Annotated in this window: 11 protein-coding genes and 1 other RNA gene; 7 read left to right on the top strand and 5 right to left on the bottom strand. The window is 41.5% G+C overall.

The annotated features are described in order from the left end of the window. Positions 1 to 39 precede the first annotated feature (39 nt). The gene (locus tag OM33_RS22070; RefSeq protein ID WP_052141006.1) at positions 40 to 4,731 is read right to left on the bottom strand and encodes an ImpA family metalloprotease; all 4,692 of its coding nucleotides are present in this window, start codon (positions 4,729 to 4,731) and stop codon (positions 40 to 42) included. A gap of 96 nt (positions 4,732 to 4,827) precedes the next feature. After that, positions 4,828 to 5,010: non-coding RNA, 6S RNA (gene ssrS, locus OM33_RS22370), on the bottom strand. Positions 5,011 to 5,186: 176 nt separating this feature from the next. Between ssrS and OM33_RS13145 the strand changes: the two genes are divergently transcribed. The 7 genes from OM33_RS13145 to OM33_RS13115 all read left to right on the top strand — a co-directional run bounded on the left by OM33_RS13145 (position 5,187) and on the right by OM33_RS13115 (position 11,881). Further along, the gene (locus OM33_RS13145; protein WP_038642357.1) at positions 5,187 to 5,747 is read left to right on the top strand and encodes a UPF0149 family protein; all 561 of its coding nucleotides are present in this window, start codon (positions 5,187 to 5,189) and stop codon (positions 5,745 to 5,747) included. 15 nt (positions 5,748 to 5,762) lie between these two features. Beyond that, positions 5,763 to 7,082, top strand: coding sequence for a Xaa-Pro aminopeptidase (gene pepP / locus OM33_RS13140; protein ID WP_052141005.1), 1,320 nt, complete (start codon positions 5,763 to 5,765; stop codon positions 7,080 to 7,082). Positions 7,083 to 7,090: 8 nt separating this feature from the next. Further along, positions 7,091 to 8,272 carry a 2-octaprenyl-6-methoxyphenyl hydroxylase gene (gene ubiH / locus OM33_RS13135; protein WP_199922544.1) on the top strand — a complete coding sequence of 394 codons (1,182 nt, stop codon included), beginning with the start codon at positions 7,091 to 7,093 and terminating at the stop codon, positions 8,270 to 8,272. Beyond that, a complete protein-coding gene (locus OM33_RS13130; protein ID WP_038642352.1) occupies positions 8,272 to 9,438 on the top strand; it encodes an FAD-dependent monooxygenase in 1,167 nt (388 codons plus the stop codon). The genes ubiH and OM33_RS13130 overlap by 1 nt, the downstream gene beginning before the upstream one ends. Positions 9,439 to 9,450: 12 nt before the next feature. Further along, complete coding sequence (zapE, locus tag OM33_RS13125; RefSeq protein WP_234402696.1) at positions 9,451 to 10,623, top strand: cell division protein ZapE; 1,173 nt, start codon at positions 9,451 to 9,453, stop codon at positions 10,621 to 10,623. A gap of 117 nt (positions 10,624 to 10,740) precedes the next feature. Continuing rightward, positions 10,741 to 10,971: a TIGR02647 family protein gene (locus tag OM33_RS13120; protein WP_038642350.1), complete on the top strand. Its 231-nt coding sequence runs from the start codon at positions 10,741 to 10,743 to the stop codon at positions 10,969 to 10,971. An 88-nt stretch (positions 10,972 to 11,059) separates the two neighbouring features. Continuing rightward, positions 11,060 to 11,881 carry a DUF4124 domain-containing protein gene (locus tag OM33_RS13115; RefSeq protein ID WP_038642348.1) on the top strand — a complete coding sequence of 274 codons (822 nt, stop codon included), beginning with the start codon at positions 11,060 to 11,062 and terminating at the stop codon, positions 11,879 to 11,881. Positions 11,882 to 11,895: 14 nt separating this feature from the next. Here the strand turns inward: OM33_RS13115 and OM33_RS22570 are convergent, their stop codons facing one another. From OM33_RS22570 to speA, 3 genes are all read right to left on the bottom strand, one after another. After that, positions 11,896 to 12,069: a DUF6435 family protein gene (locus OM33_RS22570; protein ID WP_199922455.1), complete on the bottom strand. Its 174-nt coding sequence runs from the start codon at positions 12,067 to 12,069 to the stop codon at positions 11,896 to 11,898. 150 nt (positions 12,070 to 12,219) lie between these two features. After that, the gene (gene speB, locus OM33_RS13110; RefSeq protein WP_038642346.1) at positions 12,220 to 13,149 is read right to left on the bottom strand and encodes an agmatinase; all 930 of its coding nucleotides are present in this window, start codon (positions 13,147 to 13,149) and stop codon (positions 12,220 to 12,222) included. Positions 13,150 to 13,152: 3 nt separating this feature from the next. Further along, entirely contained in the window at positions 13,153 to 15,066 is a 1,914-nt protein-coding gene (gene speA, locus OM33_RS13105; RefSeq protein WP_038642344.1) for a biosynthetic arginine decarboxylase, read from the bottom strand. Positions 15,067 to 15,340: the final 274 nt, after the last annotated feature.

Raw genomic sequence — 15,340 nt, 5'->3', positions numbered from 1 at the left:
ATAACTGGGCTTTTTTTGTTTGAAAGAAAGGTTGTTGTATTAAAGGTGTGGCCAAACTTGTTTGCCATCTACAGGCAATGACGACTGCGTTAAGCTTGAGCAATAACCAGTACCTGTACTGGTATAAAACACTTCAGCTAACCTTTTAAAGCCATTTGATTGCACCTGCGCTTTGGCTTTGTCTGTCACTGAAAAACCGTACATTTCAAACCAGGAAGTTAAATCCAGTTGGGTAATATTACTCAGTGAAATATAAAGCCAGTCGTTTCGAGAGATGCTTGATAAGTCGGCTCGGGAATAATCGGCAAAACCAAGGCCAACCTTTTTTGCTTCCCATGCACTATCAGAGTCATCTGCGCGATAATATTCACGTTCCCAAATATGTAGGCGAGGGTAAACATACCAACCATTGTTGAGGGTATTTTCTGCCTCGACAGCCATCATCAATTGCATATAAATCGCATGATGCTCTGACCAGCTTTTGCTGAGGTTGGCTTGCATATAGGCAACTGGATCTGCTGCTAGCTTGCTTTGCTGTAAGGTATTAAACAGAGCTTCAAAGGGTAAACTTTGACAACTTGCTGATTCACCTGTGTCATCTTCGTAAATTGATTTACTAAAGTATGAGTAGAAGTTAGTGTTTGAGTGACCACCATAGCCTTCAAAACGCATGCTACTGCGTTCAATACCATGACCAAGTTCATGTAAATCACCATGTCCTGTTGGGCTAAAGTTCCATCCTGCATCGTATGGATTTCCGCTACAGCCCCAACCACAAGTAGGCTGATCTGCATTCATATGTTTGACTATATCGATGGTATCTACGGCAAGTCCTCGCGCCGTTACAAAGTCGTGAATTTCTGGCTCTACATCAATGCCAGGACCTTTAAAGCCCGCAAGTACATGCACTAAGTTGTGGGTATAGCGTGAGGTTGCATTGGCAAAGTCGGAGGCAACAGGCCAAATACTGCCAGCTAGCGATGCTTCTAATTTTGTAAGCTTTGAATGTACTTCAAAGCCAGGAGTAGCAATTTCTGCCCAATCATAATCACCACTGGCCATGCGCTCAGCAAAAATAGCGTCGTCAGATTTATTGCGCCAATGTGGATGACGGCCAATATGAGTAAAACTAAACGTTACATCCACGTCTTTTTTATCAAAGGCAATTTGGATTGGGCCACCGTAACTCGAAGTAAGAGTCACTGACTCATTGGGTTTCACTTCAATTTTTTGCGTTTGCAGCAAATACGGACGGTTGTATTTGTTTTCATTGAATATGTGGGTTGCGCCAGTACGCAACGTATTGATAAATATATGGGTTGTGATTGCTTGGTTATCTGTACGTGTAACAGTAAACGATTGCCCTGGTAAGGCATAGACGCCCGCTGAGCGGAAATAGGGTTTTGCGGTGAGCGAAATAGTTGCATGCTCTGGCGTGATATGGCTGAAATCCGAGCGACTAAAGTTACCCATATCTGGTTGAATAGGATTGATATCTCTTACATTGTAAACAGCATAATCGGCATAAAGAGATTTAAAAAATGAAACGGTGTCAGTGGTTATTTTATCCATTGGAAAGCTCACCGTTTGACGATAATGGTCAGCAAGTAGAATCAGCAACTTGTTTAAGCGATAGTCAGAGCTTTTGAAAATATTTCGTTTCTCGCTGTCAAAACCATTAAACATCGCTTTAACAACATCTGCGCCAGCGAAAAACTCGTTGTAAACATTGGAATTATCCGGGCAACTACGTGTTTCACAATTTGTTAAGTCAACATTAAATACTTCGGCTTTAAAGTTATTTAACAGGGTATTGATTGCCTGCATGTCGTTTGGCAAGGTATTAAATACGGTATTTGGATTAAAATCATCTAAAAAAAGTTTCCACCAATAGTTATCATTTGTGTGGTTGATATTGAGTAATTGCAGTAGTTTTCGGCCATGTTCACCAATGCCGCCATCATATTGAATATAAACAACAGGAATATTTTGTTTTAGCGCGTTACTTACAGCATCAAGAATAGCCTGTTGATTATCGCCATCACGTAGCATGCGAGAAATAATTATTACGTCAGGTTTTGCGGCTACACACTGCGCTAACTTACTACCATCACATTCTCCCGCTTGGTTGTATGATACATTGCTGTAGTGTGTATCAAACCAAGTTCGGGTTAGACTTCTATCTCTAAACCAATAGCTTTCGTCGAGTTGACTAAGTACAACATTAAACTGATTTTTAGTGGTCGTATTGGTTTGGGTCAACCAATCAAAAGTGTTCGTCATAAACGTCAACATTTGATCATTTACTGAATTTCTAAATGGGTTGCCGCCGTAAGCGATGTATCTGCCTGAAGTGGGCGTTTTGCTGCCTGCAATAGCCATTGGTAATACTCTATCAGGTCCGCCAGATTGGTTAGAGTTGGTGGTGTAGAGTACCGTATCGTTAAATGGGTATTGACCTTGCAAAATAGCAGAGTCGTGGGTTGGGTCCCAATCAATGGCATTGAGCACACCGCCATGATCATTAAGCTTAAATAATTGTGATTTTATATCGTCAAAACGTGTTTTATGTGATGACAGCTCAGTGATCGCGGCATTCAAAATAGTATTACTGTCTTTGACAACCAATGCATTGCCTGTTTCGATGGCAATGGTTAGCCAACTTTTAGCAACCACTAAGCTGAGAGTTTGTGGGTTGGTTTGTTTACCATCAAAGAGGTTGAACGTAAGCGCTTCATTGCCAACATTCTGCTCTAAAGGGGTACCAGATAGTAATAGGGTTGTGGGATCAAAGCTCAACCAGCTTGGCAGGTTAATTGGTGTTACTTCTATGGGGTCCTTATCAGTATCTTGAACTGTGAGCGTCAAACTAAAGCTCTCATCTGCTCGTGCTTGCGCTGTGGTTGTCAGCAATGTCGGTAAATTATTAGCCGCTTCAACTGTAATAGATAGAGTCAGTGAGTCCTCGGCTTTACCATCACTTACCGTCAAGATAATGTTATTAAATGTACCTACATCTTCACTGCTTGCTGTGCCTGATAGTTTGCCTGTGTTGGGATCTAGGCTAAGCCAATAAGGTAAATTTGTTGATGTAAATGTGAGCTTATCTCCATCATTATCTTTAACTGTCGGTAAAAACTCATATGCAATTCCTACAATAGCATTATTTGGCGCGCCATCAATCTCAGGTGGGGTATTTGTTATAGGGGCTTTAGTTACCGTAATGCTTACGATAATGCTAGCACTGGCTTGCCCATCATCGACAATGATTTCGATGTTTTCAAAGGTGCCAATATCGTTAGAACTCGGAGTGCCATGAATTTCACCATTAAGCGTATTAAAGCGAGCCCAGCTAGGCAGGTTTTTAAACCTAAACCTAAGCGTGTCACCATCGACATCGTGCGCTGTTGGAATAAATGAATAAGCTTTATTCTCTTCAGCGTCAGGTGGTGTACCTGAAATTACAGGTGGCGTATTCGCAGGTTCACCTTTTTCAACATTTATTGAGAAGGTTTTCACAGTTTGCAGTTTGCCATCGCTCACTGTAAGTATGATGTTGTCATGTGAACCAATATGATTGGTTGTAGGCATACCATTTAATGAGGTGGTTAGTTCATCAAATGTGAGCCATTCGGGTAAATTCTGAATCTCAAAAGAAAGCGTGTCATTTTCATTATCTGTCACATTAAATGAATAACTGTATGCTTTATTTGCGATGGCAACTGTTGGTGTTCCGATAATGATTGGCGCTGTATTGCTCACTGTCGGGTCAATCACTGTGATGTCGAAAATACCATTACTACTATATTCGCCGTCAGAAACGGTTATTTTAATTTCGGAATGACGTCCAACATGTTCAATTGTTGGTTTTCCACTTACCTCGCCAGTTTGTTGATTAAAGCTTAACCATGCCGGTGCATTGTGAATTGCCATAATAAGCGAATCATTTTGAGCATCGCTAATACTGGGCGTATAGCTAAAGTCAGAGTCGATTGTTGTAGTTTGATTGGTTACATCAATTTGCGGTGGAGTATTCACTGTTGACGCCGATTTTACTGTGATATTAAAGGCGAAATCTACGTTATTGATGCCGTCATTTACTGAAATAATGATATCTTGATATGTGCCAATATCTTGTGTGCTGGGTATGCCACTGAGGTTAGCATTGGTAATATCAAATTCAGCCCAGCTAGGTGTATTCTCAATGGCAAAACTTAATACATCGTTTTCTTGATCCTTAATAGCTGGTGTAAAGTTAAACGCTTTCCCCACATAAGCTGTAGGCACTTGCCCGGAAACACTGGGTGCGGTATTGGTTTCCTGTGCATTAATGACCTGCAGGCTAAATGTGTGAGTTGAAGATGTTTTGCCATCAGAGATAATAAGATCAAATGTCACACTGCCTAAATCAGCTTCGCTTGGTGTCCCTTTAAGCACGTTATCACTGAGGGTGAGCCAATTGGGTAAATTGTTTGCACTTAACGTTATAGGGTCGTTATCTTTATCTTCAAGCTGAGGTGCAAATTCAAAGGCTGTACCTACATAGGCATTTTCAGGTTCACCAGATAAGGTCGGTGCTGAGTTAAAAATGATATTGGTATTTTCTTCTGTGCTGTCACCACCGCCACAGCCAACTAAGCTGAAGGCTGCAAATACTAAAAAAAGAGTATTGATGTAGTTCATTGTTATTGTTGTTAATTTTGCATTTATATTGAGCTTTAACTCTAACATTTAGCAAACATAAACAGAATCACTAAAAAGTTGGTAATTAGTCCAAGATTCAAAAAGTTAGAAAAAGGTGCTGATGCATATTGGAAGTAGTAAGGAGGTGTTCCCAAAAGTGCGGTATCAGGTGTCAGCCCTTGAACCCTAAGGCTCAAGGCGGAGCGCAGTTAGTTACCGTAGGCTTCTCGGTACATGCCGAGCTTGCGCAATAGCAATCTGAACTGAGTTCCTAAGAAAAGTTTATCGGCTCAGGGACGTAACCTTTCTCCAACACTCGAGGGAACATCTTTATTATAAGAAATATTGCCAAGATAACTAGTTAAAATCTGCGATTGTTTGATTAAGTGCAGTAAAAGTATTCAAATTGTTTTTGTTTTAAACACTTTAGGCTAAAACAATGGCGTGAATTGGGCGTCAGTGTTAGCATTATCATTGAACTACAGCAATTTAAATAGCGCGTTATGTCACAAGATTACCAAGCAACTCAAGTTACTCTCGAACAGAATGAATTATTTATTATGCCAAGCGAAGTGCATGGTGTAATTACCGGCCTTCTCGCATGTGGGGTAGATATTGAAGACAAAGAATACCTGACAATTTTGAGTGATGTATTTAATGACGGCATTGCTTTTTCAGGGGATTTAAAAAAATTACTGGTTGGTTTTTACAGCCAGATCCGTAGCACGCTTGATAATCGTGAATTGCAATTTGAGTTATACCTACCTGATGAAGACGAGTCGCTTCATGATAGAGCAAATGCATTAGTTGCTTGGGTATCTGGCTTTCTATTAGGGTTTGGATTAAAGCAAAAAGACTACGGTAGATTATCTGCCGAGGTTAAAGAAGTAATCCATGACTTCACAGAAATAAACCAAATGGACACGACATTCGACGAAACCGAAGAAGACAAACAAGCATTCCATGAGGTGGTTGAGTATGTTCGTATTTCAGTTCATTTATGCTTTGCAGAGCTTGGCAAATCAGAGCATCAAAACGCCGCAATTAATACCACAATTCATTAAGCAGTAGGATTTATCATGACACATCCAGTATCTATTTCTGTGGAAGAAGTAAAAGCACGCCGTGCTAAATTATTAGAAGCAATGGAAGCAAATTCGGTTGCAATAATTCCTGCCGCGGTGGAAGTTACGCGTAGCCGCGATACTGAATTTGCGTTTAGACAAGACAGTGACTTTTTCTATTTAACCCAATTTCCAGAGCCCGATGCCGTATTAGTACTTGTTAAAGGTGAATCGAGCGAATCGCACTTGTTTTGTCGTGAAAAAGATAAATTGGCAGAGATTTGGTGTGGTCGTCGTATTGGTGCAGAAAAAGCAAAACAAGATTTCGGCTTTGATAGCGCGTTTACCTTAGCAGAGCTTGACGATAGCCTAATTGACTTAGTGTCAGGGAAGCAAACCCTATACTACGCACAAGGTACCTATAAAGAGTTCGACGACAAAGTATGGGAACTGTTAAGCAAGCTTCGCGGTGCGCCAAAGCGTGGTTGGAAGGCGCCTACAGTTATTAAAGATATTCGCAACGCATTGCATGAAATGCGTTTATTTAAATCTGATGCCGAACTTGCAATTATGGCAAAAGCAGGCGAAATCAGCGCAGAAGGGCATATCCGTGCGATGAAATTTGCCAAAGAAGGTGCAACAGAGTATCAACTAGAAGCTGAAATCCACCACCATTATGCGATGTCAGGTGCGCGTCACCCAGCATACGGTACGATTGTGGGCGGTGGCGATAATGCGAACATTTTACATTACACCGAAAATAGCGATGTACTAAACGATGGCGATTTAGTATTGATTGATTCAGGTTGCGAGTTAAATGGCTATGCAGCAGATATTACGCGTACTTTCCCTGTTAATGGCAAGTTTAGCGAAGCCCAGCTAGAAGTGTATGAGCTGGTATTAAAAGCGCAACTTGCAGCGCTTGAAATGGTTAAACCAGGCAATACCTTAAAACAAACGGCAGATGCTGTCGTGCGTATTCTTACCGAAGGTTTGGTTGAGTTAGGTATTTTAACGGGTGATGTTGATAGCCTTATCAGTGATGAAAAATACAAAGACTATTACATGCATGGTTTAGGCCATTGGCTAGGCCTTGATGTACACGATGTAGGTGAATATAAATTAGATGATAAAAACCGCCCATTTGCACCGGGTATGGTACTTACTATTGAGCCTGGTTTATATATCGCAAAAGATAGCGATGCACCTGAAAAATACCGTGGCATTGGTATTCGTATTGAAGACGATGTTGTTGTTACCGAGCACGGCCACCGTAATTTAACTTCGGGTGTGCCAAAAACAGTTAATGAAATTGAAGCGTTAATGGCTAACTAATTTCAGGTATTAAAACGATGTTCGATATTGTAATTGTAGGTGGTGGTTTAACGGGAGCATGTGCTGCACTTGCTATTAAACAGCGAAACGCAGCGCTCAATGTGGCTGTTATTGAGGCATTTGCTGCCACAGACGAAAGTCAGCCAAGCTTTGATGACCGCAGTATCGCGTTAGCAAGTGAGTCGTTCAAATACTTATCTTCTCTTGGTTTGCTTGATGCTAACAATGACTTTACTGCTGCGATAAAGGAAGTATTGGTCTCTGACCGTGGCCACTTTGGTAAAACCTACATTCATTCAGATGAATACAGTGAGACTGCCTTAGGCTATGTGGTTGAAGTGAGACCATGGGGTCAACAACTACATAAAAAGATGGCGACAGCGGGAATAACGCTTTTTTGCCCTGATAAGGTAAGCACTTATCAACAACAAGTGGACAGTGTACATGTAACCCTTGAATCTGGTGAGCAGCTATCAGCAAAGTTAATGTTGGTTGCAGATGGTGCACATTCTAAATCATTAGCACCGCTGCATATCCATACTCACACCGACGACTACGATCAAGTTGCACTCATTGCTAATATTGAAGTGGCTAAAGGTCACAATAATAAAGCGTTTGAGCGTTTTACCGAAACCGGCCCAATGGCTTTATTACCAATGACTAAAAACCGTTATTCATTGGTGTGGTGTGTAAAACCCGAGCAGCAAGAAACACTTCTAGGTTTACCTGAAACTGATTTTGTTGCGCAATTACAAGCGTCATTTGGCTATCGTGCGGGCATTTTTACTAAAGTCGGAATACGTGCTGCTTATCCATTAAAAGTAGGCAGACCAGAACGTTTAATGCATCATCGTGTTGCAATTTTAGGTAATGCTGCTCATTTAGTTCACCCAATCGCTGGACAAGGCTTTAACCTAGGTTTGCGCGATGTAATCTTACTTGAAAAGTTAATTACCGAGGCAACAACCAAGCACCGCGATATTGGTGATGTCATCGTGCTTAACCGCTACCAAGTTGAGCGAAATCAAGATGTTGATACCGTATTATGGTTAACTGATGCACTCGTTAGAGGATTTTCAAATGACAACCGCGCTTTTGCATTAACGCGCAGTATTGTGTTAACCGCAATGGCTAAGTGCAAGCGTTTAAAAGCGCCATTGGCAAAACAATTAATGGGGAATGTAGGCTAGTGAAACAAGTTCAAGCAATTGTTGTTGGCGGTGGCTGTATAGGGCTAAGCGCTGCGCTTGGTTTAGCTAATCTTGGTAAAAAAGTGCTCTTAATTGACGCGGGAAAACCTGCGAATGTCAATAATGAAGAATTTGGCTTACGTGTGAGTGCGATTAGCAAAGCAAGCCAAGCCCTGTTTGAAAATTTGGGTATTTGGCAGGGCATTCAGGCCCAGCGATTGGCGCCTTATACTGATATGGATGTTCGTGACAAAGACTCGATAGGACGTATTCATTTTTCCAGTAATGATCTCGAGTTAACAGAGCTCGGACACATTGTTGAGAATGAGGTTATTCGTCAGGCGCTGATTAATAAGTGTGAAAGTCATAGTAATCTCGAAGTGTTATTTGAAACACCTTATAGCAGCATTCACCAAACGGATGAGCAAGTATTGGTTACGCTGGCTTCTGGTGAACCGGTTATGGCTGAATTGCTGATTGCCTGCGATGGGGCTAATTCGGCAATTCGCGGCCAATTTAAAATGCCAATTACCTTCTGGGATTATGATCATCACGCAATTGTGGCAACCATTAAAACTCAAGCTGCTCATACAAATACTGCACGTCAGGTATTTTTACCAACAGGGCCATTAGCATTTTTACCGCTACCACAACAAAATACCCATTCAATTGTATGGTCAACATCGCCAGATCAAGCACAACAGTTACTTGCAATGGGAGATGCTGAATTTAATAAAGCGCTCACAGCTGCGTTTGATAGTGAACTTGGTTTATGCTCTGTCGCAAGTCAACGTGTAAGCTTTCCACTTAAGATGCGATACGCACGAAAGTGGGTTGAAAATCGCGTTATCTTAATGGGTGATGCGGCGCACACCATTCATCCACTTGCAGGTCTAGGCATGAATTTAGGTTTGAAGGATGTAGCAAAGCTATTGCAGTTAATTGCTGATGAGCAGCATGGCGTATTTGCTAACGCGAAAACGTTACGTCATTACGAGATGGCGCGAAAAGCCGATGCGCAAACGCATATTGCGATGATGCAAGGGTTAAAGGAATTATTTGAAGGCAGTAATCCTGTTAAAAAACTGATTCGCGGCATTGGGCTAAACTTGGTCGATGCAGCAAAGCCTATCAAGCATTTGTTTGCTGAAAAAGCACTTCAATAAAAATGATTTGGCGTGTTTCGCGCCAAATTTTATCTCGATTATTTAAGTATGCCAAATACGCCCACTTCAATGAGCCCTCAACAAGCTTATCAAACTGCACTTGAAAATGGTTTTGTAATCGACAGTGCTCAGGCAATAGCCGTTAATGCACTGCATAATTGCTATCTAGCACTGGAAAATAAGCGACCAAATGTAAAAGGTGTGTATTTATATGGTCCGGTGGGGCGTGGCAAAACGTGGTTGATGGATAGCTTTTTTAACAGCCTAACCGTACCTGCTAAACGACAGCATTTTCATCATTTTATGCGCTGGGTACATCAGCGCTTATTTCAATTAACAGGCAGAGAAAATCCACTTAATGTTTTAGCATCTGAACTAGCCAATGAAGTTGATGTGCTCTGTTTTGATGAGTTTTTTGTTAGTGATATTGGCGATGCGATTTTATTGAGTGGGCTTGTACAGGCATTTTTCGAGCAAGGCTTAGTGCTGGTGGCAACATCAAATCAACCTCCAGATCAACTTTATGAAGATGGCTTTAATCGCGACCGACTACTACCGGCAATTGCTGCGTTAGAAAAGCATATGCAGGTACTGAGTGTCGATGGTGGACAAGACCACCGTTTACACCCAGGTGATAGGCAGAAACGGTTTTGGGTGAAGCAAAGTGGTGCGCTAGTCGAACAATTTAATATGCTTGCCAAAGCGTATAATCAAACATCTTTTTCGGATGAATCAATAGAACTTGGACATCTAAAAATAGATGTCATTAACAAAAGTGAGCATTTACTTCTTTGCTGCTTTAATGCGCTATGTGAGCAACCCTTGGCAGCTGTCGACTTTATTTCACTGTGTGATACTTACAAGGTCATTTTTCTTGAAGGTGTGCCGCAGTTATCGTGCGATTCTGTTGCAAATCATATTGCTCGTGGTACCGAAGATGGCGCAGAGCGTGTTGCCGCAGGAGATCGCACTTTACCGCAGTTATCGCGAAAAGATGATGGCGTACGTCGTTTTATTGCTTTGGTGGATGAATGTTATGACCGTTCAATTCCGCTTTACATAAATGCCGATGTGCCATTGCATCAGCTTTACACACAAGGCATATTAGATTTTTCATTCAGGCGTACGCTCAGTCGCTTAAATGAAATGCAATTAGCACGTTTTCAGGCTGCAGAACTTAATTAGGAAAATATAAGTCATACAGCTTGTTGAAAATTCAATGTTTTGTATGCGCAAGATCAAGCAATTTTCTTAAGCTTATCTATACTGTGTAACGGAACAAATAATAAAAAAGGAAACACAATGAGCCTAGGTACAGAACAAATCACCGATCTAGAATTACTTTTGAAATTTCCAACATCAAGTGCAATGCAAGGGCTAAAAATTCACCATGATGCACCAGCAAGCTTACAAGCGTCCGCTAAGCGTTTATTTGATCGCGGTATTATTGATCAAGTAGATGGAGGCTATTTAACTGAACTTGGTCATGAACTTCAGCAACATGCATTGCATTTAAGTAACGCGCTAAAATAATCCCAGTCACCTAACTCTGCTAAATTAAAAGTCCAAATACTGCCTAGATTGGTGTAATCTAGGCACGCTACATTCATTAAGGACTTTCATGTTTACTCTCAAGAATTCATTTTTATCACTTTGTTTTGCAATGAGCTTTGCACCGCAAGCCGCGATTTATAAATGTGAAATTGATGGCGTGCTCACGTTTAGTGATCAGCCATGCAGCGATAAATATGAAAAAATTGAAGTAAGTCCTCAAGTCATAAAAAAACGTCCAAACGCCACTGCAACACCCAATACTGACTCAACGGATACGTACGTTAAATCGCGACAATTAAAACGTGAGATTGACAAGGTAAAAGCGCGCATTAAAAAACTGCAAAAAGATATGGATGCAGAAATTGGCGAAGCTAAAAATATGACAGTGCGTACCGCAAATAATTTATACGGGGCTTCGCGCTCTGAAGCGCTTGCAATGGAAATGAATGCCATAACTGAACGATACCGCGGACTTATTGAAGCTGAGCAAGCGAACCTAGAGCGATTACAAAATGAATTAAACCAACTAAAAAGCGGCAGCACTAATCGAGCAAATGGCAATAAACACAACCAAGAGCTCAACCGCATTGGTAGTTATGTTGACGAGCGAAATGTTGAGAGACAAATCGCAAACAATAATTCAAAAATAAAACAGTTACAGCGCAAAATGCAAGATGAGATTTCTGTGTTAAAACAGCAATCAGCAAAAGCAAACACCAATTTAGCTGGGGCGAAATTACAACTATCCATTGCTCAAGAAATGTCAGCAGTAGCGAAACAATACCAAATCAAAATCAATGCACTGCAAAAAGAGTCTCAAATATTACGTTCGCAAAAAGCAAAAGCTCCAGCACCAAAAGAACCCGTTTATGGTGGGGAAGGGTATTAATCTAACTAATATGCTTAAACTTTGCCTTCAAGGGCTTCTATTTTTTGCCAGAGGGTTTCAGCATCAGCAGTAAGCATTGAATAGGTTTTGATGTCACCATTTCGTTGCGCATGCATGGCTTTTTCTAGTAATTTGAAATAGTCTTTTTTCATTTTTTTTACTGGGTTGGGTTTTAGAAAACTAAACATTTTGTGACCTTTAGGTAATTTACATAGCTAAACGTATGTAACGCTAAGGTGGATCACAAACACACTGATTAGTTTGAATAACCACTCATTGAAAATAAAAAAGCCTGTGAAAACACAGGCTTTTTGTTGGGTGCCAAAATATAAACGAGGTTATGCACCTAGCTTATGTTTATACGTCCACAAATGCAGCATTTCGAGCGCAATGGTTGCGCCTGCAAGTGCGGTAATTTCGCTGTTATCGTAAGCGGGAGCAACTTCTACCACATCCATTCCGACAATATTCAGCCCTTTTAATTCGCGAAGAATATTGAGCGCTTTGTCGGTGGTTAAGCCACCACATACTGGTGTGCCCGTACCTGGTGCAAACGCTGGGTCAAGCGCGTCAATGTCAAAGGTTAAATACACAGGTAATTCACCTACTGTGTGTTTAATCATTTCACCAATAGTGTGTGCTGATAATGCATTACTTTCTGCGCCATCAATCACTTTAAAGCCATGCTCAGCTTGGGTGTAATTAGTGCGAATACCCACTTGTACCGAACTGTTTTTGTCGATGAGTCCTTCATTTGGCGCATGATAAAACATAGTGCCATGATCATACTGACTGCCATTAGCATAGGTATCGGTGTGGGCATCAAAATGCACTAATGCCATTTTGCCAAAACGTTTTGCATGGGCACGTAAAAGCGGCAAAGTAACAAAGTGATCGCCACCAAAACTTAGCAGGCTTTTACCTTGTTCTAAGAGTTGTGTTGCGGCATCTTCCACTTGTTGTGTAAAACCTTCGCTATCGCCCGGTGCAAACACCAAGTCGCCTGCATCAATTACAGTACAATGGTCGTTTAGTGTAAATGGCCAAGGGTAACGGGTTTCTTCCCATGCAAGATTAACAGATGCGCGGCGCATCGCATCTGGGCCCATGCGGGCACCAGAGCGACCAGAAGTTGCCATATCAAATGGCAAGCCAATTACAACCACATTAGCATCACTTGATGTTGGGTCGTTAACTAATGGCTGGCGCATAAAAGTTGCGCCGTTGCCAAAAAGCATGCCGTTGTGTTTTTCAAAAACCTTAACCATAGGTTAAATATCTTCCAAGTAGGTGTAGCCTTTTAAACCCGCATCCAGCTCAGCAAGAACTGTGCTGCGCTCGTGCTCAGGTAATTTACTATTCGCTAATTGAGCAAATGCGAGTCTGAATTCTTCTGCATCTAAGTGCACATAACGCAGCATATCTTCTACGCTGTCGCCTTCGTTAATTTCAATAATTTCGCTGTTGCCATCTTCATTTACATTGACTACCACACTGTGAGTGTCACCAAATAGGTTGTGCATATCACCTAAGATTTCTTGATAAGCGCCCACTAAGAAAAAGCCTAACAAGTAAGGTGAATCGGCTTGCCAATTTGGCACTGGCAAGGTGGTTTCAATACCTTGGCCATCTACGTACTGGTCGATTGTGCCATCTGAGTCACAGGTAATATCAAGTAGCACTGCACGGCGATCTGGCATAGTTTCTAAGCCAGAAAGCGGTAATACTGGAAACACTTGATCAATACCCCATGCATCTGGCAGCGATTGAAACAGCGAAAAATTAACAAAGAATTTATCCGCTAATCGCTCGTTTAACTCGTCCATAATTGGCCGATGAAAACGGTTTTTGCCATCCATCAACTGCTGTAGCTCGTAGTTAATACGCAGTGTAATTTGCTCTGCCCATGCGCGTTGCTCTAGGCTTAAAAGCCCCATTGCAAACTGGCTGTGTACTTCAGCTAGATCGTTAATGCAATCGTGATAAATCTCAATTAACGCTCTGTCATCAACACGGTTATTAAGCTGTAACCATGAACGCCACATGTTTTGTAAAAGTAGTGGTGCATCGCTCTCAAGTGCTGGCAGTTCTTCTACCTGATACGATTCAGTGCCAATCACATTGGTAATAAGTACCGCGTGATGCGCTGTTAACGCACGGCCTGACTCTGAAATAATCATCGGCATTGGCTGCTCATATTGCTTACACATGTCACCAATGGTGTAGACGATGTTATTCGCATATTCCGCAAGCGAGTAATTCATAGAATTGCTTGATTGGCTGCGCGTGCCGTCGTAATCAATGGCTAAACCACCACCCACATCCATACAGGCTAAATTTGCACCTAAACGGCGCAATTCACAGTAAAAACGTGCGGCTTCACTGACACCTGTGCGCACATCGCGAATGTTTGCCATTTGTGAACCTAAGTGAAAGTGAACGAGTTGTAGTGCGCTTTCCATTTTGTGCGATTTAAGCTCAGCTAATACGCTTAATACTTGCGATGCTGACAAACCAAACTTTGATTTTTCACCACCGCTTGCTTGCCACTTGCCTTTACCTTGCGATGCTAAACGTACGCGCACACCCAAGCGTGGGCTTACGCCAAGTTTGCGTGCTTCTTCAAGCACCATTTCAAGTTCAGAACGTTTCTCAAGCACAATATTAACTTTGTGACCAAGCTTTTCGCCGATAAGTGCTAAGCGAATGTATTCACGGTCTTTATAACCGTTACACACAATCACAGAGCTGACTTTTTGTGCCATCGCAAGTACTGCAAGCAGCTCAGCTTTACTGCCAGCTTCTAAACCTAATTGCTTTACCGATTGGCTAGCTTGGCTTGCTAAAATTTCTTCCACCACTTCGCGTTGTTGGTTTACTTTGATTGGATAAACCAGCAAGTAGTTGTTGCTGTAATCATAGCTTTCAATAGCCGCGTTAAACGCATTGCATAAGCTATGTACGCGGTGGTGTAAAATTTGCGGAAATCGCACAAGCGCTGGTAACGATAACCCTTGCTGTTGAATTTGTTCGGCAATTTTAGACAAACTTACTGCATGCGTTGGCTTCGCCATATTTGGTGACACAGTAATTTCGCCTTGGTCATTAATGCCATAATAACCTTGGCTCCAATGCGGTACATTGTAGCTTGCACGAACATGTTCAATTGCAGTGGTTTCTTTCATTTCTACCCTTAAAAAATAAATCGACCATAAGACCAAAAAGTGCGCGCATTTAAAGGGAATAGAGGGGGTAAGTCCAACACAATATTTTTGTCGTATCGACAATTATTATGTTGTGAAAAAGCGCATTAAAATAATTTATTTTTAGCGAGTTACAGGCTATAAACAAAGGCAAATTGGTGACCCAGAATTGCGGTTGACTGGTTATACTCGGAACGACTAAATGCGTGAACTAGCGCACATCAGTAATTTAAAAAATCTGCGACCATTCAAAATT

It is taken from the genome of Pseudoalteromonas piratica, from assembly GCF_000788395.1.
Lineage (GTDB): Bacteria > Pseudomonadota > Gammaproteobacteria > Enterobacterales > Alteromonadaceae > Pseudoalteromonas > Pseudoalteromonas piratica.
Note: the sequence above shows the minus strand (reverse complement) of the source record. Positions and strands in the feature narration are given on the sequence as shown.

Coding starts and splice junctions, on each gene's coding strand:
- OM33_RS22070 (WP_052141006.1), bottom strand. CDS start 4,731: ATGTTAGAGTTAAAGCTCAATATAAATGCAAAATTAACAACAATAACA.
- OM33_RS13145 (WP_038642357.1), top strand. CDS start 5,187: ATGTCACAAGATTACCAAGCAACTCAAGTTACTCTCGAACAGAATGAA.
- pepP (WP_052141005.1), top strand. CDS start 5,763: ATGACACATCCAGTATCTATTTCTGTGGAAGAAGTAAAAGCACGCCGT.
- OM33_RS13120 (WP_038642350.1), top strand. CDS start 10,741: ATGAGCCTAGGTACAGAACAAATCACCGATCTAGAATTACTTTTGAAA.
- OM33_RS13115 (WP_038642348.1), top strand. CDS start 11,060: ATGTTTACTCTCAAGAATTCATTTTTATCACTTTGTTTTGCAATGAGC.
- OM33_RS22570 (WP_199922455.1), bottom strand. CDS start 12,069: ATGTTTAGTTTTCTAAAACCCAACCCAGTAAAAAAAATGAAAAAAGAC.
- speB (WP_038642346.1), bottom strand. CDS start 13,149: ATGGTTAAGGTTTTTGAAAAACACAACGGCATGCTTTTTGGCAACGGC.
- speA (WP_038642344.1), bottom strand. CDS start 15,066: ATGAAAGAAACCACTGCAATTGAACATGTTCGTGCAAGCTACAATGTA.